The sequence below is a fragment of the Arthrobacter sp. KNU-44 genome, assembly GCF_051843155.1.
Lineage (GTDB): Bacteria > Actinomycetota > Actinomycetes > Actinomycetales > Micrococcaceae > Arthrobacter.
This window is the reverse complement of record NZ_JBPXNG010000002.1, coordinates 2,156,226-2,179,384: the sequence shown is the minus strand read 5'-3', so window position 1 is coordinate 2,179,384 and position 23,159 is coordinate 2,156,226. Positions and strand designations below refer to the sequence as shown.

The window sequence follows — 23,159 nt, the reverse complement described above, 5'->3', positions numbered from 1 at the left end:
TGACGCACCTTCCAGCCCGGCTCATGGGACGATAATGACAATGTCTGCCGCCAAAACAACCCAGTCACCCCAGTCCGGAGAAACACGTTCCAGCGCCGTCATGGCCGCGGGGACGCTCGTTTCACGGTTCCTCGGCTTCGCCAAAACCTGGATGCTTGGCGCCGCACTGGGCCTGGGATCGACGGTCAATGACACCTTCATCAACGCCAACAACCTGCCCAACCTGATCTTCCTCCTGGTCGCGGGCGGCGTGTTCAACGCCGTACTTGTCCCGCAAATCATTAAAGCGAGCAAGGGCCCGGACCGCGGCGCGGACTACATCAGCCGGCTCCTGACCTTGGCCGTGCTGGTTCTCTTGACGCTCACGGCGCTGGTCACACTGGCTGCGCCGATGGTCATCGATCTCACTACACAGGGCTATTCACCCCAGCAGAAGTCGCTGGCCGTAACCTTTGCGTTCTATTGCCTCCCGCAGATCTTCTTCTACGGTTTGTATGCGCTCCTGACCCAGGTCCTCAACGCCAACGGTGCTTTCGGCCCCGCCATGTGGGCACCGATCCTGAACAACGTAGTGGCCATCGCAGGACTGGGCATGTTCATCTGGATCCTTGGCGCCAACAACACCAACCCCCACACCTTGGACAATTGGGGGCCTTTCCAGACCTTCCTGATCGCCGGCTTCTCCACCGTCGGCGTACTAGCGCAGACCGCCATACTCCTCATCCCGGTGATCCGCCTGCGGCTCGGGCTCCGGCCCCGCTTTGGCTGGAGGGGCGTGGGCCTGGGCCAGGCAGCGAAATTGAGCGTCTGGACGCTCCTGACCGCCGCCGTCGGGCAGCTCGCTTTCCTTTACGTCATGAGGATCGCGACGATTCCCGGTTCCGAGCGGCTCCGCCTGGAGCACGCGCAGGACCCGGCGGCCGCCACCCTCCCCGGTAACGCGGTCCTCGAAGTCGCAAGCCAGCTATATCTGCTGCCGCACTCGATCATTGCGTTGTCGCTCGCCACGGTGCTCTTCAACCGCATGGCACATGCCTCCCAGGCAGGCAACAAGGCCGAGTTGCGCGAGGCCCTTTCGCATGGACTGCGGACCATGGCCGTCGCCACTGTCTTCGGGGCCCTGGCCCTGTTCGCCCTCGCCGGACCGCTGGGCATGTTCTTCTCCGGCGGGAAGCCCCAGGATGGCGTCATGCTCGCCCAGACCCTGACGATCCTCGCGCTGAGCACGCCCTTCATGAGCGCCAACTTCATGATGTCCCGCGTCTTCTACGCCAACGAAGACGCCCGGACCCCTTTCTACATCCAGCTCATGTTGGCCCTGCTCAACGTTGTGGGCGCGTTCATCATCCAGTTCCTGCCGGTGGGCCGGATCATCTTCGCGATCGCCGTCCTGTACACGCTTGGCAACATCCTTTCCGTGGTCATCAGCGTCTGGTTCCTGCGCCGCCTCCTCGGCCATGTGGACGGCCCGCGGATCGCAAACTCCTACATTCGCATGGGTTACGCAGCCTTGGGCTCGGCGATCGCCGGCGCATTGGCCTTATGGCTCCTCGGCAGCTATCACGCCGACGGCTTTGCCTGGAGCAGCAGGCCCGCCGCTTTGGTGACGGTGGTCGTCGTCGGGCCCGTCATGCTGCTTGCGTACCTTTTCCTGCTGCGCGTCTTCCACGTCAGTGAGCTGCGCGATTTGCTCCGGCCGGTTCTCGGCCGGCTCGGCCGGGGTGTTCCAGTCGAGAAAACACCGCCCGCGGGCGGAAAGCAGACCCCGACGCCGGTCCGCGCCACAGTGTCCGACGACACCGGGCTCATTCCGCGCATCTCGGGCGAATTCGACGCAGCATCCTTCCGCGCCGGTCCCGCCTTGCAAACCATCCCTTCCAAGGACGGGTGGGATGGCGGCCATGATCCTGACCGCTTTGCCGATAGGGGCATTGCCGAAGGGAAAGATACGGTGGACGCTTGGTCCGACATCGAGAAGTCATATCTGCCGGATGAAGACATCCCCAGCACCGCCCAAGGGGCCGCAGGCCGCCCGGGCATCCCGTTGCCTGGCCGCCGTACCTATCAGGGGACGCCGGGAAACAACCCATATTTCCGCGGTGGACCCCGCCGCAAAAGGTGACGCATCCTCGCAAACCCGGAGCCGGAACGGCCCAATCAGCTAGGATCAGAAACTAATACAGGTAGTTGCAGACCACGGGTCACCCGGCTGGCCGGATCCCGTATTCAGGACCCGCAGCTTCCGGACAGTCATAGGAGGAACCCGTGTCCCACCCGATCGATGTCGGATCAGTGCTTGGCGGCCGCTACAAAGTCACAGCCACCGTGTTGACTTCGCACGACCAAGATCTGGTGCTCGACGGCGTGGACCAGGTCCTCAACAGGCCTGTCAGCATCCTCGTGGCCGGCCCCGGAAACGCTGAGCAGGTCGCCAAAAGCGCCCGCGAGGTAGCCACTGGGGAACGGCCCGGCCATGTCCAGATCCTCGATCTCGGCGTGAGCGACAGCACCACGTACCTCATCACCAACCACAGCAGCGCTCCTGACCTACTGGATCTCGTAGTGGCCACCAACCCGCCCTACGTCGAACCGTTCTTCACGGACACACTTGGCAGCGAGATCTTCGGCCAGGCTAGGTCCCACGAACCCGAGACCTACGACGGACTGTACGACGAAGAAGAGCACGACGCCGAGTACATCAGTTACGACGAGGTCGAGCCCCATCCCGCCGGCGATTCGTTGCAGGGCGCCCCGGCACCTGCGGATCCGCGCCGCCCGGTGGTTCCTCCCATGCCTGCTGCCCGGCCGACGTCGGCCCCTGGGGGCATCGGTTCCCGCATCGCTGCTGCGGCAGCGGGAGCAGGGGCGGCTGCCGCTGCGGCCGCAGCCGCCGTAAAGGGTACCGGAAGATCAACCAGCGACCACGGCGAAGCCACACCTTCCGGGAGGGCCGGATCCGCTTCGGCCGCCGAGTCGAGCCGGACCGCTCCCCAGCAAATCCAAGAGGCACCCGCCACGCAGGCTGTTCCGGCGTCCACCCCTCCGGCGCCTACCTCCGCGAACCCCGCCCAGGAATCCAAGGTCTCTCTCTGGTCCGAAGACGACTACGGCTTTGTTAACGACGACGCCGGATCCAGAGGTGCGGGCGCTTCTCGCGGTGCGGCCGCAGCTACCGGCGGATACAGCCGAGGAGCATCGAGCTTCCCCTCGACGGCGCGCGAGCAGGCAGAGCCCCTCGACGAGGACGAATACTACGACGAAGAGCCAGTCCGCGAGCCCCGTTCCTTCCGTTGGCTCGTGGGTGGGGTCCTTGCCGCCGTCTTGATCGTGGGTTTGGTTCTGGCTGTCACCAATCTCGGCAACCTCATCCCCGGCGGGACTCCGGCAGCCAAGCAGACCTCCACAGCTTCTCAGACAGTGACCGGACAGCCGAGTAGCAGTGCATCAGCAGCAGCGCCGGTCGCGGCGCCGCCGGTCATTGATGGAGTCACCCGCATGGGCGATTTCGAATTCGCCGCGAGCTACGACAAAGACCTGGTCAAGGCTTACGACGGCAACGCCGCGAGTTACTGGTCGGACATGGAGTTCGCCACCGCGGACTGGGGCGGCCTGGCCCCTGATGGAGTTTCGCTGCTCGTCAAGCTCAAGGCACCCTCACAAGTAACGTCCGTCACCTTGAGTCAATTAGGCGCATCCGGTGGAAACATCAACGTTTACACCAATGACCGTCCTGCTATGGATGGGGCCAAATTGGTAGGCACCAACAGCTTCACCTCACCGGAGCTCACCATGCCGCTCAGTTCACCTGTGACTGCCCAGTACGTCATCATCTCCATCAAGTCCCTGCCCAAACTGACCGCGCCCAAGACGCGCTACGGGTTCGGCCTGCGCCTTGCGGAGATCAAAGTCCAGTAATCGACGGCGGAAGGCCTGCGCTGCCGGACGGTACCCTGAATGGTGGCGGATATAAGGGTCCGCGGGAACATCGGAATATTCCGCGCCGACAAAGGGTTGTGCCATGTGGCCGGCCGCAAGGATCCGGTGCATCGACTAAGGAAGAGGTTCACCCACCAGTGAGCAACGCAGAAAACACCGCGTCCAACGTACGTGATGTCATCATCGTAGGCTCAGGGCCTGCCGGTTACACAGCGGCCGTCTACACGGCCCGCGCCAACATGAAACCGCTGCTCATCGCCGGTTCCGTGACTGCCGGTGGCGAACTGATGAACACAACGGACGTCGAAAACTACCCCGGTTTCCCCGAAGGCGTCATGGGACCTGATCTCATGGAGAACTTCGAAAAGCAGGCGGCACGCTTTGGGACTGAGATTCAGTTCGAGGACGTCACTGAACTGGACCTCGACGGCGACATCAAGTCCGTGACGATCGGCACGGGGGAGACCTTCAAGGCACGCGCCATCATTCTTTCCACGGGTTCCGCATACCGCGAGCTCGGCCTGGCGAATGAAAAGCGTCTTTCCGGACACGGCGTGAGCTGGTGTGCAACCTGTGACGGTTTCTTCTTCAAGGACCAGGACATCGCAGTGATCGGCGGCGGGGACTCTGCCATGGAGGAAGCACTTTTCCTCACGAAGTTCGCCAAGTCCGTCACCGTGGTACACCGCCGCGACGCCCTCAAGGCTTCGAAAATCATGGGTGACCGTGCGCAGGCCCACGAGAAGATCAATTTCGTGTGGAACACCGCCGTCGAAGACGTCATCGGTGGGGACAAGGTGACCGGCTTGAAGCTGAAGAACCTCGTCGACGGCACCGAGTCCGAACTCGCCGTCACTGGCGTTTTCGTGGCCATTGGCAACGATCCCCGCACGGAACTCGTAAAGGGAAAGCTGGAGCTCGCCCCTGAAGGCACCATCGCCGTCGACGGACGCAGCTCCAAGACCAGCATCAAGGGCGTCTTCGCCGCCGGCGACGTCGTGGACCCCACCTACCGCCAGGCCATCACGGCAGCTGGTTCCGGTTGTGTCGCGGCTTTGGACGTCGAGCACTATCTTGCAGACCTGCACGCCTAATCGGCACGGCAGCCATCCATTCGAAGGGAAAGAATTATGAGCAACGCTAAAAACGTTACCGACGCCAGTTTCAGCACCGACGTCCTGGCCGCTGAAAAGCCGGTCATTGTGGACTTCTGGGCGGAGTGGTGCGGCCCGTGCCGCAAGTTGGGTCCCATCCTCGACGAAATCTCGGTTGAGTACGGAGACAAGGTTGACGTCGTCAAGCTGAATGTCGACGACAACCCAGCCATCGCCGCTGAATACGGCATCACGTCTATTCCGGCGGTTTACCTCTTCAGTGGGGGAGAAGTGAAGAGCACAGTTATTGGCGCCAAGCCGAAGCAGTTCTTCGAAAAGGAATTTGAATCCGTACTGTCCTAGGACGTCGGGCGCCCCTTTAGCGGTCGCTTCTGATTCGGCCGTTGGCCCTCGCACTTGAGCGAGGGCCAACGGCTTTTTCGTGCCTTTAGTATGCGGTCTCGGGAGTCGTGGTCTCGCGACTGGCGGTGCTGGTGGTGAATGTTGGTAGGCCGATGCAAGCGCTGTTGCTGCTCACGGACTGCCGATGCAACAAGCAAACCAATTTCAATGTCAAAATCGATAACTTTTTCGGGGAACGGCCAGGACTGGCGTGAAATCTGTTGTGCGACTGGAGTCGGGCTCGGATAAGGTCGATAGCCAGCAGGATTGGCATGGATCAACGACTAAACGGCACGCGCACTGTCGATTCTTCTGAGTCGTCCGTTGATGTCGCGGTGTCCGCGCTGTTGCAGCGTTTATGGTTTAGTGCCGACGACGAGGTATTCGAATGGGCTGTTTCACGTGAAACAACTCCGTCCCTTCGTGGAGTGCCGCGGCTCTGAATTTTCGAATTCGGTTCGAAGTAGAGCCTCGCATGCGCTCAGCATTCGCATCGTTTCACGTGAAACACGGCTAACCGTTTGAGAGTACTCGGCATGGACCTTAGTGTTGGAATTCGGTGCGGGCAAAGAGCGCGAAAGTTGGCATTCGTAAGGTTTCACGTGAAACGTGAGTCGCTGCTCATTGTAGGGGGCTACAGGCATTGGCCGACCTGTCTGTCGACGGTGGTGGCGTGTTCAACTTGCCATGAATTCCCAAACCCCTCGAACCTTGCGATCGCACCCTTCTTGCAGGCTCCTTGGGGCACTCCTAGCCAAGGGACTGATCCCGGGTCACCCTTCACTGATAGTTGGTGGAGTCCTGCGGAAAACCTTCCAAGCTCCATGTTTCACGTGAAACACAGTGACGACCCGAACTTCTTGTCACTCCTCATCGGCCAGGACTCGATACGACCTCGCACGCGTCCTTCGCGACGGCCCCACCGACACGCCCACGCGCGGTTGCTCGCACTTAGCTTAAGACGCAGAGAATCAACACGAGCACGCTTCGAGTCCTTCGAACGGAGTTCGCTACGTCTCGCGGATGCGAGGGATAATCGCCTTCCCACCACTACCGCGAATGTCCTATCCAAAACGTATAGAAGCAGGGAAAAAGCGAAGCGCGGGTGCGCCGCCGCGCCCGACTTCGGAGCTGCTGGTCGAAGAGATAACCACCAGCAATTAATTTGAGTTGATTCACCCGGCATCAGTCATCATCCGGACTCCGGAGTTCAGTCCGTCGTCTATACAGAGACATCGGTACCTTACGGTGGCAGTTAGACACTCCGGATATCAACAGAGCAGGTAGAACCCCTACGACAGGGTACTGAGCGAGGCTCAGCCGTCCGCGGCTCTCCAGTGGGATGCGAGTCCCGCTATTTGGCCTGCCTATCCCCATTGAGTCTTGCGGGCCGGGGCTGCGCACGCACATCAGGTCCAGTGCCCCCAAGTGAGTGACGATTGCGTTGCCTCGCGACCACACGCGCTAGGTTTCCGCATCCCTGGAACGGCGGCCTCACGCACTTCTGGCGCATAGCTCGGACTATTCGGCCGGCGAGATTCGAAGCAGACGCCTTTAGCTCAGCTCCTGGGATCGGAGCCAGCAATCAACGATGGCACGGCACGGAGAGACCAGTACTCAAGTCACCCACTCCACGGCGGCGACCGGAAGACAGCCACGCCTCTTCAGCTTCCAATTCTGTGAGGGCATCGATTGAATCGCGATTGACGGCGCGAATAGGGTCAGATGGTGGCTGTCAAGCTCTCAACTGCTGCGCTCGATAGGCAGGTTATATTCGCGAACCATCAAGCGGTTCCGCGCGAATTGGTCCGGTCCGGGCCTTCATGAACCCAAAGACGCAGCGTCTATCCATAACTCCCACACCCGGCACTAGTTTGGATCCGGGTCCAGGACGGCCTCGGACGCCGTTCTACACAGATGAACCTGGCCGAGTAGCCTGAGCCTGAGCCACGGTGTTGTGGCCGGCGCCCACCTTCCTCCGATCGAAGTACAGCCCCGGGGGTCGACGGACCCCTCTCTCCTAACTCTCAGCACTGACCCGGCGTCACGAAACCATACACGTAGCAGCGGCGGTCTCGCCGGACGATCACCCGGACGCGAAAAGATAACTGGCGCTGAATCAGCCTCCGCCGATCAGCCTTCGCAAGCCCGCACTCTCCGGCGGTGGAAAGAGCTGGCGCTAGAAGCTTCGAACGCGGGAGGGTTAGCCGTGGCAGGGTGATCGGGCTTCCCGGTTTGGTCAGAATCACAAGTTATCTGCATGAAGGCAGACGAGTCCGTATTGCCGGGGCGGGAGGCCGAGGATTCGAACGGCTGAACATCGGTCGGTGATTCCCATTGCCGAGGGCTTCTAGCTTCCCGTGGGACTGTGGCTCGCTCACAGGTTTTGGGCTCAATGTCCTTCCTTTAAACTCGCCCCATGCCGGCGTCCGCGACTGAAGAAGCGTTTGAGAGCCGCAAGCGGCTCTTCACTGATTCTGCGGATCGGGCACCTGGTCAAAGGCATACTTACGTCATGAATGAACTTCTCTCACCGTAAGACGGAGTGCGATCCGCTGGATGCGAGCACTGCAGCCACGTAGGCGGCACCGCTCCTTCCGCCTCGTCGTGTATTGACGCCGTGCCGATGGGCAGTCGCGAGGCAGCGATGCCATCAGCCTGGAGCATGTGCCAGTCATCCCCGCCCGTTGTTTCACGTGAAACATGCCATGATCATGGTGCCCAGACTTACTCACGCTGGGCCCGAGAGGCAGCCAGAGTCCGGAGACTGCTAACCGAGATGCGGGCCTAGTGCACAACATCAGGCCGGTCTTCCACACCAGTCGCATCGAGGCTGCGAAGGATATCCACCGACGGGTCCAAAGTTATGCACATAGTTATCCACAGCGATATCCACGGCCGGACCGAGTCAGTCCGAGTAGCTCTCCCCGCCCGGTAATAAGCGCGATCAGCGCGAACCGATACGACGCGCCCCCTCCCACATAGAACCAGGTTTAGCCTGCGCCAGAAATCGATGCGAAAACCCGGGAATCGGCCGAAATTGGGCCAATTTTGAATGAAAATGGGCGGTTCGAGAAGGATGGCTCTGTTTCACGTGAAACAGAGCCATCGACAAACACGAGTACGGCTCGAGTACCTCTACCGTTCGAACATAGACACGCTGAGTGCACATCCTTGGCCCCTCAACCGCTCCGACTTATCAACAAAGTTATCCACAGCGATATCCACCGCTGCGTTCCGACTTATCAACAGATCCTCGATCGGGCCAAGGAGGCGTGGGCATCGCGCGAGCGAAGTAAATTTCCTCCTTCGCCTGCCTAGAAGGCCCTCACACCGCGCTTCGATTTCGCGCTCCCGTCACCGTCACCGTCACGGTCCGGGACCATCGATAGTTCGAACCGGCATGCCGCGACGCCGCGTCAAGCGTAGTCTCAATGCTCCGACTATGACCCCGGCTAGAGCCTCATCCTTCTACTTGCGAGCTCCTCAAAATTCGGACACCGATGTGAACAAGCAGGGGTTCGCCCGCCAATTTTGCGCAAGGCATTCAGCAAATGCATCCCCCAGATTCGCCCAAGCACGAGCGTCGCAGCTCGGGGCTAAATTCATACGCGCCACGGACTGCGCTATTGATGTCCATCTTCCTACGAGTGCTTTGCCACGCAGCTAGTCTAGGGTCAGTCACATCCCACGGACCGGCAAGCGAGCCAAAGTGTACCAGTAGTGGAGGCGCCGCGACATGAGTGACGGTAGGACTGCTCAAAGCTCGGGGGAGATCCTGGCATGGCGGACTTGGGGGCTACGGCGGTGGCGCCGTTTCATCCCAACGATCACCACGACTGGCATCAAAGACGCAGCTGACCCGTCCGACTGCTGGCCTGGGGCGCCAGTCTCGGCTCCAGCACGGACAACACCAGAAACAGACCCAGAGCCGTCAGCGACTAAAGGCGGGCTGCACTCATTGTGTCTTGCCCCGCGGGCACTACAACGCTGGCGGGCGGATCTGGCCTGAATCAGGCTCAGTAATCCCAACAGAACCGTAAGAGGCTCACGGAACGCTTAGTTTCTGTCCGGCTCAAGGTCAAAGCCAACAGGGGAGCTGTCTCCGGCTACAGGCACTCCTCCGCCGCAGATATCAGCGGCGGAGGGGGGATCGGTCGCGGCCAGCTCACGCCCCTGGTACGTCCCACCAGCCAGCGCCAGCCTGCGGGTATCCGCGGTCCCAAGCACCCAGAACGACGTCCAACGCTGCAACCAGTCATGTGCGCCCACAGCAGCAACGATTCCGAGCAGCGCCTAACGCCCGACGCGGGCAGACAACTGGTTGGACATCGCCTCATGCTAAAGCCGATTCGCCTCAAAAGACTCGCCGCAAGTTCGATTGTCAGTGTCCGACGTGCCCACGATGCGTGCTTCCTGCTGCGCGCATCGATCTACTCTTGACACTGAAACAGGAAGCTTCCTCCAGAGCCTCCAACCGAAGTCGCCGCGTTCCTCTGGGCATCCTTATGGTCGCGGCCGAAAACCTGGAATCCCCTTCTAGACAGTGAGTAGACACAGGGAAACCGAGAGGCTGTCAACCTCCGGGCCCTCTCGTTGACCCGCGTCGTTAGTCATTCGGGTCGTACTGCGAGTGAACTACCAATTAGCGTGTACTTGCCATTGAACTGATCCCGGACCAGGCCGGAGCGGTCTGTTTCACGTGAAACAGACCGCCGGGAGAGTCCGGCCCCGACTGACTGGCGGCCTGACTCACGCGCCCCCGCGCTATCCGAACTGCGCTCGTCGGTCCCTGGTCAGCCGGGCAATTGTTTCACGTGAAACATCCGGTACCTCATTGCACATAGGAGGCACTGACTTCATATGCCAACATCCTTGGACCGTCGCGCAAATATTGGCTGAACTTGGTGAGCAACGTCTTGAGCTGTGCGGGCGAGATTAGCGAATTGGGCGCTCTCCAGATCTTGCCCTCAAAATTATCCTTCCGCGGTAAGGCACAGAAGTGGGGTGTGGAACTATTCCGGATGCCTAGAACCGGACCAGCCAAGGACGCCTGACTACTGCGTCGACGAGGAAGAATCGAGCGAGATCCCGAAGTGCGTAGGAGATACCGGCGAAGATCCATTGAAAAGAGCGAGCCCTGTTGTTTCACGTGAAACGCGAAGACCTGTACTCGCAAAGGAAACTGGCCGACAGAGTCCGACGTCCAGGGGATCGAAGTCGTCTTCTAGGCCGGCATATTCCAACCACCCCTAAATACGCCCGGCCGTTTCACGTGAAACACACTAATAGCTCAGCAATGCGTCGATCGCCCCAGTTCTGCCGCCCCTCCAACCATGGGAGAGTGGCCTCAACCGGACCACACGAACCGTACAAGCAGGCGATCGCAGATTGCCAAAACCCCTGCCAACCCTGGGAGCCCTCACCCGGCAGACTCCCTGAGCGATCAAGGTGGTTATAGGGACAACTGGGTTCCTACGAGCCAAGAGCAATCATTAAATGAAAATGGAGCCTGCCTCGCTAGAAGCAAACTCCAATCTCGTAGAAATTAAACGCCTAGCCTTCATCCCCGGGGGACAGAACATCCATGATGCGGTTCAAATCTTCAACACTGGCAAACTCAATGCTGACTCGACCCTTTCGTGCACCCAAGGTGATCTTCACGTTGGTGTCCAGTCGATCGGAAAGAGACGACGCAAGGTAGTCGAGGCGCTCGTGGCGAGCATTGGGGCGCGGAATACTGTTCTTCGGCGGCACCGTAGGATCCTGGTATAACGCCACCGCTTCCTCAGTGGCACGAACGGACATTCCTTCGGAAACAATCTTCTGCGCGAGACGCTCCATCGCAGCCGCGTCCGGGAGAGCCAGCAATGCACGAGCGTGGCCGGCCGACAGCACGCTGGCAGCAACCCGTCGCTGCACCAGCGGAGGAAGTTTCAGAAGACGAAGAGTGTTGGACACCTGCGGCCGCGAACGTCCGATCCGGTCGGCCAACTGTTCATGGGTGGTACCGAAGTCCTCCAGGAGCTGCTGGTAGGCAGCCGCTTCTTCCAGGGGGTTCAGTTGGCTGCGATGGAGGTTCTCCAGCAAAGCATCGCGGAGGAGGTCGTCATCATTGGTATCGCGGACAATCGCCGGGATAGTTTCGAGCCCGGCGGCCTGTACAGCCCTCCAGCGCCGTTCACCCATCACCAGTTCGTACGGTTCTCCACCCTTTTCGGTTGAAGTGCGTACAACAATTGGCTGGAGGACACCTATTTCCTTGACGGAATGAACCAGCTCCGCCATGTCGTCCTCATCGAAGACGCTACGCGGTTGCTTGCGGTTGGGATGAATGTCCCCGACGGGGATTTCGGCAAAACGCGCCCCGGGAACTTCGACTAGCTGAACCTCGGGCGCTTCCGCGCGAAGCGACTCAGAAACAACGTCAGCGGGCTCAGACGCGGTCGGTTCTTCACGAAAGCTGACATTCGCGGCGGGCGACTTCGCCGCAGGAGTCTTTGCCGCCGTCGTGCTCTCGGACGAAGATCCCCGCGAGGGGGAGCTCTTCGCTACTTCGGTTTCAGGAACCTCGGGCGTGTCCACCGTCTCCGGGGCTTTGCGCGCCTCAGGGAAGAAAAGGTCCACAGGCCGGGAAGTCGGAACGCCATTGCCCGATGCACCGGCCGAAGCGGAGCTGGGAATGAGAGCCCCAAGACCCCTACCCAGGCCTCGTCGCTTTTCGCTCATTAGTATGTCCCTCCGGTGGAATGGCAAGAATAGAGCCCGCCAAGGATATTGCAGTGATTAAGGAAGTCTAGCGCTCGGCGATTTCCGCGGCGGCTTCCATGTAGGACAACGCGCCGCTGGATGAGGGATCGTAGGTCATTACCGTCTGTTGGTAGCTCGGAGCTTCCGAGATGCGCACGGAGCGGGGAACCACGGCGCCGAGGACCTGGTCCGGGAAATGTTGACGGACCTCGGAAGCCACCTGTGCGGCGAGATTCGTGCGGCCGTCGTACATGGTGAGGAGAATGGTGGAAACAACCAGATCAGCATTGAGGTGCTTCTGAATCATTTCGATGTTCTTGAGGAGCTGGCTCAGGCCTTCCAATGCGTAGTACTCACATTGGATCGGGATGAGTACCTCGCTTGCCGCGCAGAATGCGTTGACGGTCAGCAGGCCCAAGCTGGGCGGGCAGTCGATGAAGATGAAGTCCAAGCGACCTTCACCGTTCTTCGCGCGTTCCTTCGAATACACATCGATTGCGCGGCGCAGGCGCTGCTCGCGTGCCACGAGGGAGACCAGTTCAATCTCAGCGCCCGCGAGGTGAATGGTGGCCGGCGCGCAGATGAGATTGGGAATATCGGGGCAAGGTGCCACAACGTCACGCAGTGGAAGGTCGTTGATCAGCACATCGTAGATACTGTCGACGTCGGCGTGGTGTTCAATACCAAGAGCGGTGGACGCGTTTCCTTGGGGATCGATGTCGATCACCAGGACATTGAGTCCCGCGGAAGCCAAGGCGGCCGCAATATTGACAGTCGTGGTGGTCTTTCCGACGCCGCCTTTTTGATTGGACACGGTAAAAATACGGGTCTTTTCCGGCTTGGGAAGCTCGCGTCCCACCAACCGCTCGCGGCGTCGGGTCTCGTTGGCGAGCTGGCGCGCAATGGGGCTGGAGTCGTCGATGGAGTCCATGACGTTGTCGTGTCCGACGATCAAAGTTTCACGTGAAACAGCGGCGTTCGCAACCGAATTGGTTCGCATCAGCGCAGACTCAAAGGACGCCGAGGGTGCAGCCATGGCCCGAGCCGACCCCAAGGAAATAAATGGCGGGATCCGCTGGGTGGAGGTTTCGCTACTGCCCACTGTCACACTCTCACTCTCATTCGGCTCTAGCTGCCGTTCTCTAGCTTAACCGCTCAGTTGCGGACACGCGGGACACAGCGCCGAAGCTAAGCGATCTTCCGCTGTTTGTTAACGACGATCCTCACCACTGTGGTGGGTTCTTCCAGGAGCTCCTGCCCGCAAACCACGACGGACGTTTCCACGCCGCCGAGCCTGCGGATGACTTTTGCTGCTTGCTCAATCTCTTCGGCAGCACTGCGGCCCTTGATCGCAACCACTTCACCCTTGCCGCTGAGCAAGGGAATGGTCAAGCCAGCCAGCTTGGTGAGGGCGGAGACAGCCCTGGCCGTGACAACGTCCGCGTCGACCATCCCCACTGCGAGCTCTGCCCGGGTGCGCATGACCGTGACATTGCCCAGCCCGAGGTCGTCCACTACTTCCTGAAGCCAAATGACGCGTCGCTCCAGTGGTTCAATCAATGTGAGTTCAAGGTCGGGACGTGCAATAGCCAAGCACAAGCCGGGAAGCCCCGCGCCGGAACCAACGTCTGCAACGTGGCTTCCGTGGGCAATCACCGACTCGATGACCGCGCAGTTGAGAACGTGCCGGCTCCACAGGCGGGGAACCTCGCGCGGGCCAATCAACCCGCGCTCGGTTCCTGACGTCGCCAAATGCTCTACATACCGCTGGGCGAGACCAAGCCGGTCACCGAAAATCTTTTCTGCCGCCTGCAGTTCGGCTGCCGTGATTTCAACCATGATCCGTTAGTCGGCCGAAACCACAATGTGGCGGCCGGCGCCTTCGCCCTCAGACTCGGATACAAAGCCGAGGTCCGCGACAGCGTCGTGCACAATCTTGCGTTCGTAGGCGCTCATCGGTGCCAGTGCAACGGAGGCACCGGTCTCCTTGACCTTTGCGACGGCGTCTTCCGCAATCTGCTGCAGATCGCCGGCACGTTCCTTGCGGTAACCGTTGATGTCGAGCACCAGGCGCGAGCGGTTCTCGGTCGCCGACAGCACGGACAGGCGAGCGAGTTCCTGAAGGGCTTCGAGCACTTCACCGTCGCGGCCTACCAGGCTCTCAAGCCCCTCAGAGTCGTCTTCAGCCGCGATGGAGATGTAGGTGCGTCCATTGCGGATCTCGATGTCGATATCGCCGTCGATGTCGGCAATGTCGAGGAGTTCCTCAAGGTAGTCTGCGGCGACGTCGCCCTCTTCCTCGAGGCGGCTCACGGAAGTGCCCTTACCTTCAGCAGCGCCTTCTTCGGAAGTTTCTTCTGTAGCTTCTGCCAGTTCCTCGGCGGCAGCGGCCGTTGCCTCTTCGGTGCTTTCAACAGACATTACTTCTTCTTCCTGTTCTTACGTTGTGGCTGGATGCGCTGCTGGGCCTTGACCTCGACGGCGGCCACTTCGGCAGCGACGTCTGCGTCCTTCTTACCGCCCAGAAGGGGGTGGGACGGCAAGCCCTTGGCGGCGCGACGCTCGGCAAGCGCCTTCGCTGCGGGGGATCCCGGCGTCGGCATGCGGCGGATGACAAAGAACTGCTGGCCCATGGTCCACAAGTTGGTCGTGGTCCAGTAGATGAGCACACCAATGGGGAAGTTGATGCCACCCACACCGAAGACGAGCGGCAGGATGTAGAGCATCATCTTCTGCTGGCGCATGAACGGGCTGGCCATCGCCTCTTCGGACATGTTCTTGGCCATGATCTGCTTCTGCGTGATGAACTGCGACGCCGTCATGGCCAGGATCATCACGATCGACAGAACCCACACGATCGTCTGATCGGATCCGGGGAGACCACCGCCGTGGAGCAAGGAAGCCGAGAGCGGTGCGCCGAAGATGCTGGATTCGTCGAACTGCACCACCTGGTCGTGGCTCAGGGCGCCGATGCCGATACCGCTCTGGCGGGCCTGGGTGATACCGGAAAGCACCTGGAACAGCGCGAAGAAGAACGGCATCTGGATCAGCATGGGCAAACACGCCGAGAACGGGTTGGTGCCGTGCTTCTTATACAGCGCCATCTGTTCCTGCGCCATCGCCTGGCGGGAGAGCTGGTCCGTCTTGCCCTTGTACTTCGCCTGCATCTTCTTCAGATCAGGCTGAAGCAGCTGCATGCCCCGCTGGGCCTTGATTTGCTTGACGAAGACAGGGATCAGTGCGGCACGGATCACCAGCACCAAGCCGATGATGGACAGCGTCCAGGTCCAGCCGTTCTCCGGCGGCAGGCCGATGAAACTCAGCCCGTCGTGGAACCCCAGCATGATCGCGGACACTAGCCACTTGAACGGGGCCAGAATTGTTCCAAAGATGTCCATACGTTTTCCCTATTTCCTCAGGCCGCTGTGCGGCGACCGTCTTCATCAGACCACACAGCCAGGAACTGGTCCGGGTTGTTCAGTACAACAATTGTGGGCGTCTGGCCTTCGGGCCAGTGACGATGTCCGGCGGGGACGTGGTCCACGCCGCCGGCGTTCCAGGGGTGGCAACGCGCAAGGCGCCGCACTGCGAGCCAACTTCCCTTGACGGCACCATGCACCGTCACCGCTTCGAGGGCATACGCCGAGCAGGATGGGAAGAACCGGCACACCTGGCCGTACAAGGGAGAGATGATCCTGCGATACGTCTTCAGCAAGATGATGAGGACGTTGCGCGGCAGCTCCCACAGAAATGTCCCGAGGATCCTCGGCGAGACTCTAAAGAAGCGGACGACGGCGGAGCTCAGCTCATGCACGCGGTGTCCCTTCCGTTGTGGTGCCCTGGGTGGGCGAAACAACCCGCGGAGAGGATCCGCCGAGCCGTTTCGTAGTTGCCGCCAAGGCGGCGTTGTAATCCGTCAGCAGCTGGTCCCAGCTCGCTGTTGCGGCCGCGGGCAGCGCCCGGACCACGACAGCAAGACCCGTGCCATGTCCTTTCAAAGACAAAGCACCTGCTTCTCTCAGTCTCCTCTTAACGAGGTTCCTGGTCACAGCGTTCCCGACAGCTTTGGAAACGATGAAGCCGATGCGGCTCGGTTCTCCGGCACCGATAGGTGCCGTATATAACACTAAGTTCCGGCGTCCATTGCGGACGCCGGAACGTACAGTTGTTGAAAAGTCGGTAGAAGTCCGCAGACGATTACGGGTGGCTAGCACCTATTGACTCGCTTGGAAGGCTGACCGACGAGTCAGTTATTTAGGCCGACAGTTCGACGCGGCCCTTGCCACGACGGGCGGCCAGGATGGCACGGCCGGCACGGGTGCGCATACGAAGGCGGAAGCCATGCTTCTTGGCCCGACGGCGGTTATTCGGCTGAAAAGTCCGCTTGCTCACGTTAGTTACTCCAGTGGATCAAAGGTGCGCCCACCCGATCAAAAGGGGAAGAACTGGCCGACGCTAAGTTTATTGAGTATCCGCCGCCGCCCAACGCCGGATTTACCGGAGGTGCGGGTGGTCAAAAAGCGGACACATAGGACTTCACAACGTTAGGGCAAAAAGACCCCCCAGGTCAAACCGGGGGCTGCAGCGCCCGTTATCCCCAGCTGTGGCTAACTACCCCCGCCAGCCTGTGGATGAAGTGGCTCACAGACCTCGTTTCAGAACCACAACGGTGTAATTATCCACAAGCTTCTTCCCAGCTATCTTCTGGAGTTTTCATCCCCTAGAGTGTCTCAGTAGCCGATTATCCACGGACTGTGCATAACCCTGTGGATTCGGTTCGGAATCCACTCATGGTTTGGACCTTCGGCTGCCGCAATCCAGGCAAGCAAGCACTCGAGGGAACCAATTGATGACGGTAGACGAAGCCAACCACGCCAACACGGTCGGAAGTTCCTGGCGGCGGGTGCTGAGCCTGCTGGAACAAGACGATCGCGTCACACCCCGGCAGCGTGGTTTCGTCATCCTTGCGCAGGCGCAGGGCCTGATCGGCTCCACCCTCCTGGTGGCCGTACCCAACGAACTCACCCGCGAGGTCCTCCAGACGCAAGTCAAGGACGCCCTCGATGATGCCCTCCGCAGCGTCTTTTCCGACGACATCCGGTGCGCGATCGACGTCGACACGGATCTGGTGCCTATCCACGAAGAGCCGGCCCCCGCCGTCGAACTCTCTTCCGCGAACGACCTTGCCGTGGAATCCAAGCCACAGCCCACCCCGCCGAGTACTTCGCACGAATTCGGCCGGCTCAACCCGAAATACGTCTTTGACACCTTTGTGATCGGTTCTTCCAACCGGTTCGCCCATGCTGCCGCCGTCGCGGTCGCGGAAGCACCGGCCAAGGCCTACAACCCTCTGTTCATCTACGGTGACTCCGGGCTCGGCAAGACGCACTTGCTGCACGCGATCGGCCACTACGCCCGCCGGCTCTACAGCGGCATCCGGGTGCGCTACGTGAATTCCGAAGAGTTCACCAACGACTTCATCAACTCCATCCGCGACGACGAGGGCGCCAGCTTCAAGACCACGTACCGCAACGTCGACGTGCTCCTGATCGACGACATTCAGTTCCTGGCAGGCAAGGACCGCACGCTCGAGGAGTTCTTCCACACATTCAACGCCCTGCACAACAACAACAAGCAGGTGGTCATCACCTCGGACCTCCCGCCCAAGCAGCTCGCCGGCTTCGAGGACCGCATGAAGTCACGCTTCGAATGGGGCCTGCTGACCGATATCCAGCCGCCCGAACTCGAAACCCGTATTGCGATCCTCCGCAAGAAGGCCCAGAGCGAAGGATTGTCTGCCCCCGACGACGCCTTGGAATACATCGCTTCCAAGATCTCCAGCAACATCCGCGAACTCGAAGGCGCGCTGATCCGCGTCACTGCGTTCGCCAGCCTCAACCGCCAGCCCGTGGATGTGGCCCTCGCCGAGATGGTGCTGAAGGATCTGATCACCGACGACGGTGCCCAGGAGATCACGGCCGACCAGATCCTGAAGCAGACGGCCGAGTACTTCAAGCTCAGCATGGAAGAGCTTTGCAGCAAGTCCCGTACGCGAACTTTGGTGACCGCGCGGCAGATCGCCATGTACTTGTGCCGCGAGCTCACGGACATGTCCCTGCCGAAGATCGGCCAGGAGCTTGGCGGCCGCGACCACACCACAGTGATCCACGCGGACCGCAAGATTCGCGAACTGATGGCCGAGCGCCGTGTGATCTACAACCAAGTGACTGAGCTGACCAACCGCATCAAGCAGCAGCAACGCGATTCCTAAGCGGCCACTACATACCTTATTAACAGGCACATGTGGATAAGCCTGTGGATACTTAAGGGGACAAACACGGTTAATGGGCTTAAAACCCTTAAGCCGTCTGTGGATCGTTAAAAACGGGCCTGGGGGTTATCCACGTCCACACCCTGTTTAAAACCCTTGTCACCCACATATGGTGAACAGGGCTTAACCGCGGAACTGCGGGTCCAGAGGCGGTTATCCACAGTTTCCACAGGGGTTGTTAACACTACTAATCCCAAAAAAATGAATTCCCTCAAATAACAATCTCCTTCCACCCACCCAGCGACGCAGCCCGTGGCTGCTTCGAACCACAAGCCAGCAAGCCGGGGATGGGTTAATGCCCGAAGTTCCGGCTAAGCTGTCTGCATCGCGTCCATCCTTGGCGCTGCTTTGTAGTTCGCTCGCTGCGGACCATGCAGCTTTTGGGTTCCGGGCGCTGGTTTTCGGGACTCCTGGGGGAGTTTCCGGTGGAACACTGGCAGCAGCAATGAAAGGCGGCACCCTTCCGTGAAGTTCAGAGTCGAGCGGGATGTCCTGGCAGAAGCCGTCACATGGACAGCCCGGTCCTTGTCTCCGCGGCCGCCCGTCCCGGTACTCTCAGGGCTCCTGCTCAAGGCAGAAGCCGGAACAGTGAGTCTCTCGAGCTTTGACTACGAGACCTCCGCCCGTCTTGAAATTCCAGCGGACATCACCACCGAGGGAACCATCCTGGTTTCCGGGCGCCTTTTGGCAGATATCTGTCGCAGCCTGCCCTCCGCTCCCGTCGACATCGAAACCGATGGAAGCAAGGTCACTCTCACGTGCCGTCGAAGCAGCTTCCATCTCGCCACGATGCCGGAATCCGAATACCCGCCGCTTCCGGCGCTTCCCGCCATCAGCGGAACCTTGCCCGGCGACGCCTTCGCCCAGGCTGTTTCCCAAGTCATCATCGCCGCAAGCAGGGATGACACACTGCCGATCCTCACGGGTGTCCGGATGGAGATCGAGGATGACATGATCACCCTCCTCGCCACGGACCGGTACCGCCTCGCCATGCGCGAAGTGCCCTGGAAGCCCGTCACTCCGGGAATTTCCACAAGTGCTTTGGTGAAATCAAAGACCCTCAACGAGGTTGCAAAGACCCTCGGTGGCAGCGGCGACATCCATCTCGCCCTCGCCGACGACGACAGCCGTCTGATTGGTTTCGAAAGCGGCGGACGCACCACCACTTCCTTGCTCGTCGACGGCGACTACCCCAAGATCCGGTCGTTGTTCCCCGACTCCACCCCGATCCACGCAACGGTCCAAACCCAGGAACTTGTAGAGGCCGTTCGCCGTGTGTCCCTGGTCGCCGAACGAAACACCCCGGTTCGCCTGGCGTTCACGCAGGGCCAACTGAGTCTCGACGCCGGTACCGGCGAAGACGCGCAGGCATCCGAGGAACTGGAAGCCCAGCTCAGCGGCGAAGACATCACAGTAGCCTTCAACCCGCACTACCTGGTGGAAGGCCTGAGCGTGATCGAGACCAAGTTCGTGCGTTTCTCGTTCACCACGGCACCGAAGCCGGCCATGATCACCGCCCAGGTCGACGCCGACGGCGATGACAAGGGCGACTACCGCTACCTCGTGATGCCTGTCCGCCTCCCCAACTAACTCGCACTTGTTGTCGTTCTGGGCGCCCAAAACGACAACTACTGCGAGTCAGTCGGGACAACACAACAACCAACGCAGAAAAGAGTTCACACCGTGCACATCGGACTGATCGGCCTTGGAAAAATGGGTTTCAACATGCGCGAACGCATGCGCAAAGGCGGAATCGAGGTCACTGGCTTCGACCGCAATCAGGACATCGCCGACGTCGCGTCCGTTGATGAACTGATTGCCGCCCTTCCGAAGCCGCGCCTGGTCTGGGTCATGGTTCCCTCCGGCGACATCACCAATGCGGTGATCAGTGAACTCGGCGAAAAGCTTTCTGCAGGTGACATGGTGATCGACGGCGGCAACTCACGCTTCACTGAAGACCAGAAACACGCGGCATTCCTGGACTCCAAGGACATCCGCTTCGCCGATTGCGGTGTTTCGGGAGGTGTCTGGGGCCTGCAGAACGGCTACGGGCTCATGGCAGGCGGCGCGGACGAGGACATCGAACTCGCCATGCCGGTATTCGACGCCCTCCGCCCTGAAGGCGATCGTGCCGACAGCTTCGTCCACGTGGGCGGCGTCGGAGCGGGCCACTACGCGAAGATGGTCCACAACGGCATCGAATACGGTCTGATGCAGGCCTACGCCGAAGGCTACGAATTGCTCGCGGCAAAGGACATCATCAAGGATCTTCCCGGCACCTTCCGTGCTTGGCAAAAGGGCACGGTTGTTCGCTCCTGGCTGTTGGACCTCATGGTCAAAGCCTTGGACGAGGACCCGGGCCTGGCCTCCATCGGGGACTACGTCGAGGACTCCGGCGAAGGCCGCTGGACCGTAGAAGAAGCCATTGCCAATGCGATCCCGGCGCCGGCAATCACCGCTGCGCTCTTCGCCCGCTTCTCCTCCCGTGAGGACAACTCACCAGCCATGAAGATGGTGTCAGCGCTGCGCAACCAGTTCGGCGGACACGCCACCCGTCCGGCCAACTAGGCCCCGGCCGACCAGCAGTACGCGTGTACCTCGAACATCTTTCGCTGACCGATTTCCGCAGCTACGCGCAGGTTGACCTCAAACTCGGCCCCGGTGTCACGGTCCTGGTGGGGTCCAACGGCATCGGCAAGACGAACCTCATGGAAGCCATCGGGTATCTGGCTACCCTGAGCTCGCACCGCGTCAGTACGGATGCGCCGCTCCTGCGCTTCGGGGCGGACCGGGCTTTGATCAGGGCGAAGCTTGTCCGCGGTGAACAATCGACGGTGGTCGAGCTCGAAATCAATACCGCCCGTGCCAACCGTGGCCGGATCAACCGCGGAAATCCTGTCCGCGCCCGCGACATCCTGGGCATTTGCCAGACGGTGCTTTTCGCCCCTGAGGACCTTGCCTTGGTCAAGGGCGATCCGTCCAACCGCAGGCGGTTCCTCGACGAACTGCTGGTCAGCCTCATGCCGGTGCACGCGGCCACCCGCAGCGACTACGACCGCGTGCTCAAACAGCGCAACGCCTTGTTGAAATCGGCCCGCACCGGGAAATTCACCACGGGCCACGAAGCAACGCTCGATGTCTGGGACCAGCATATGGCGCGGGCCGGCGCGGAACTCCTGCATGCGCGGCTGGAACTCGTGGAACGCCTCCGTCCGCATCTCAAGAGTGCCTACGCGCAACTAACGGATGGATCCAAGGAAGCGGGAGCGGTCTACCGCTCCACCATCCAGGGCGTGTTGGACGACGACGGCGGGCCCGCCGAGGGTCTCACTGAAGGTTCAGAGGGGGTTGAGGACCTCCGTTCGCTGTCCGTGGAGCAACTCACCGAGCGCTACGTCCAGGCCTTCGCAGCCTCGCGCCGCAAGGAGTTGGAACGCGGGATTTCCTTGGTCGGACCCCACCGTGACGAACTTGAATTGGTTCTCGGCCAGGCTCCGGCAAAGGGGTACGCCTCCCATGGCGAAACATGGTCCATGTGCCTCTCCCTGCGACTTGCCTCGTACTATGTCATGCTCGATGACACCCGTACCGGCGGTTCGGCTCCCATCCTCATCCTCGACGATGTCTTCGCCGAACTGGACGTGCAGCGCAGGCGTAAACTGGCTGGAATAGTGGCCGGCGCCGAGCAGGTTTTGGTGACGGCCGCCGTCGACGCCGACATTCCCGAAGAACTGGCGGGACGACGCGTGAAGGTTGTGCCCGGAGGCATTGATGGAGAAGGATAGCCCCGGCGGACGCCAGCCGGGCAGGGACCCTGACGAGATCGACGCTGCCCAATCAGCTTTGAACCGGATGCGCGACGCCGCTGCCGCGCGCGGCGAAATCCGCCGCGCTGCCCCGCGGACCGGCGCCGCGCCTAAACGCAAGGGCGTCCGCGACACCCGAGGATTCAGCCAATTCCACGGCACGGGCCGGGATCCGCTCGGCCTGGGGAAGGTCGTCGGGAGGCTCGTGGCCGAACGCGGCTGGACGTCACCCGTGGCCGTCGGCTCCGTGATGGCCGAGTGGGATGCCCTGGTGGGACCGGAGATTTCCGCGCACTGCACCCCGGAGAGCTTTACCGACACCACGCTTCATGTCCGTTGCGATTCCACCGCCTGGGCAACACAGCTCAGGCTCCTGAGCACCAGCCTCCTGGACATGTTCCGAAGGGAACTCGGAGACGGCGTAGTGACGTCGATTCAAGTGCTCGCGCCCACCGCACCGAGCTGGCGCAAGGGCGGCCGAAGCGTCAACGGGCGGGGCCCCCGGGATACTTACGGGTAACTTCCCGGGCGCCCGTGTCTGCGCATTTGCTTGAACGGCGCACAGGGGCGAGAAACCTCCCCGGACCGTACAGCTCCCTAGAGGGTGCCGTTTTGGCAGCTTGCAGATGGGGCCAGCGGCCTCCCAGAGCTACTTTCCTGATCATAAGGGCCGGGTTTTGCAAGGAACTGCGCCCAGTCACGATAGAATCGGCATAGACAACTGGGCGCCGGTGAACGTTGATTGGCTCCGCTGAACAGCAATGTAAAAGCGGATCCGCCAATCACGAAGTAGCCGGCGTTAGCAGTGACGTCCCTGTTGGCGGCTGCCGTATCCCTGTG

At 60.8% G+C, this 23,159-nt stretch carries 17 protein-coding genes; 9 read left to right on the top strand and 8 right to left on the bottom strand.

The genetic code is table 11. The annotated features are described in order from the left end of the window. Positions 1-40 precede the first annotated feature (40 nt). The 4 genes from murJ to trxA all read left to right on the top strand — a co-directional run bounded on the left by murJ (position 41) and on the right by trxA (position 5,393). Positions 41-2,122, top strand: a complete 2,082-nt coding sequence (gene murJ, locus ACSVHC_RS11110) for a murein biosynthesis integral membrane protein MurJ (RefSeq protein WP_437771954.1) — start codon at positions 41-43, stop codon at positions 2,120-2,122. Between the two features lie 143 nt (positions 2,123-2,265). Continuing rightward, complete coding sequence (locus ACSVHC_RS11105; RefSeq protein ID WP_439180935.1) at positions 2,266-3,915, top strand: ABC transporter substrate-binding protein; 1,650 nt, start codon at positions 2,266-2,268, stop codon at positions 3,913-3,915. Between the two features lie 158 nt (positions 3,916-4,073). Then, the gene (gene trxB / locus ACSVHC_RS11100; RefSeq protein WP_437771956.1) at positions 4,074-5,030 is read left to right on the top strand and encodes a thioredoxin-disulfide reductase; all 957 of its coding nucleotides are present in this window, start codon (positions 4,074-4,076) and stop codon (positions 5,028-5,030) included. Positions 5,031-5,066: 36 nt separating this feature from the next. Further along, entirely contained in the window at positions 5,067-5,393 is a 327-nt protein-coding gene (gene trxA, locus ACSVHC_RS11095; protein WP_078107075.1) for a thioredoxin, read from the top strand. Between the two features lie 5,595 nt (positions 5,394-10,988). Here the strand turns inward: trxA and ACSVHC_RS11090 are convergent. The 8 genes from ACSVHC_RS11090 to rpmH all read right to left on the bottom strand — a co-directional run bounded on the left by ACSVHC_RS11090 (position 10,989) and on the right by rpmH (position 16,574). After that, on the bottom strand, positions 10,989-12,161 hold the full coding sequence (locus ACSVHC_RS11090; protein ID WP_437771957.1) for a ParB/RepB/Spo0J family partition protein: 1,173 nt from the start codon (positions 12,159-12,161) through the stop codon (positions 10,989-10,991). A gap of 67 nt (positions 12,162-12,228) precedes the next feature. Continuing rightward, positions 12,229-13,284: a ParA family protein gene (locus tag ACSVHC_RS11085; protein WP_437771958.1), complete on the bottom strand. Its 1,056-nt coding sequence runs from the start codon at positions 13,282-13,284 to the stop codon at positions 12,229-12,231. Positions 13,285-13,370: 86 nt separating this feature from the next. Then, positions 13,371-14,021 (bottom strand): 16S rRNA (guanine(527)-N(7))-methyltransferase RsmG, encoded by a 651-nt coding sequence (gene rsmG, locus ACSVHC_RS11080; RefSeq protein WP_345448256.1) that lies wholly within the window; start codon positions 14,019-14,021, stop codon positions 13,371-13,373. Positions 14,022-14,027: 6 nt separating this feature from the next. Next, positions 14,028-14,603 carry a Jag family protein gene (locus tag ACSVHC_RS11075; protein ID WP_437771959.1) on the bottom strand — a complete coding sequence of 192 codons (576 nt, stop codon included), beginning with the start codon at positions 14,601-14,603 and terminating at the stop codon, positions 14,028-14,030. Beyond that, on the bottom strand, positions 14,603-15,580 hold the full coding sequence (gene yidC / locus ACSVHC_RS11070) for a membrane protein insertase YidC (protein ID WP_345448258.1): 978 nt from the start codon (positions 15,578-15,580) through the stop codon (positions 14,603-14,605). The genes ACSVHC_RS11075 and yidC overlap by 1 nt, the downstream gene beginning before the upstream one ends. Positions 15,581-15,597: 17 nt before the next feature. Continuing rightward, complete coding sequence (gene yidD, locus ACSVHC_RS11065; RefSeq protein WP_390281490.1) at positions 15,598-15,996, bottom strand: membrane protein insertion efficiency factor YidD; 399 nt, start codon at positions 15,994-15,996, stop codon at positions 15,598-15,600. Then, on the bottom strand, positions 15,989-16,396 hold the full coding sequence (rnpA, locus tag ACSVHC_RS11060; protein ID WP_236813924.1) for a ribonuclease P protein component: 408 nt from the start codon (positions 16,394-16,396) through the stop codon (positions 15,989-15,991). Before rnpA ends, yidD begins: the two co-directional genes overlap by 8 nt. A 40-nt stretch (positions 16,397-16,436) precedes the next feature. Then, positions 16,437-16,574, bottom strand: coding sequence for a 50S ribosomal protein L34 (rpmH, locus tag ACSVHC_RS11055; RefSeq protein WP_011776797.1), 138 nt, complete (start codon positions 16,572-16,574; stop codon positions 16,437-16,439). A gap of 457 nt (positions 16,575-17,031) precedes the next feature. Between rpmH and dnaA the strand changes: the two genes are divergently transcribed. The 5 genes from dnaA to ACSVHC_RS11030 all read left to right on the top strand — a co-directional run bounded on the left by dnaA (position 17,032) and on the right by ACSVHC_RS11030 (position 22,839). Beyond that, entirely contained in the window at positions 17,032-18,453 is a 1,422-nt protein-coding gene (dnaA, locus tag ACSVHC_RS11050) for a chromosomal replication initiator protein DnaA (protein WP_345448260.1), read from the top strand. Positions 18,454-18,978: 525 nt separating this feature from the next. Continuing rightward, entirely contained in the window at positions 18,979-20,103 is a 1,125-nt protein-coding gene (gene dnaN, locus ACSVHC_RS11045) for a DNA polymerase III subunit beta (protein WP_059388865.1), read from the top strand. 18 nt (positions 20,104-20,121) lie between these two features. Then, positions 20,122-21,081: a phosphogluconate dehydrogenase (NAD(+)-dependent, decarboxylating) gene (gene gnd, locus ACSVHC_RS11040; RefSeq protein WP_439181385.1), complete on the top strand. Its 960-nt coding sequence runs from the start codon at positions 20,122-20,124 to the stop codon at positions 21,079-21,081. Positions 21,082-21,104: 23 nt separating this feature from the next. Continuing rightward, positions 21,105-22,298, top strand: coding sequence for a DNA replication/repair protein RecF (gene recF / locus ACSVHC_RS11035; RefSeq protein ID WP_439180934.1), 1,194 nt, complete (start codon positions 21,105-21,107; stop codon positions 22,296-22,298). Continuing rightward, the gene (locus ACSVHC_RS11030) at positions 22,285-22,839 is read left to right on the top strand and encodes a DciA family protein (RefSeq protein ID WP_437771962.1); all 555 of its coding nucleotides are present in this window, start codon (positions 22,285-22,287) and stop codon (positions 22,837-22,839) included. Before recF ends, ACSVHC_RS11030 begins: the two co-directional genes overlap by 14 nt. Positions 22,840-23,159: the final 320 nt, after the last annotated feature.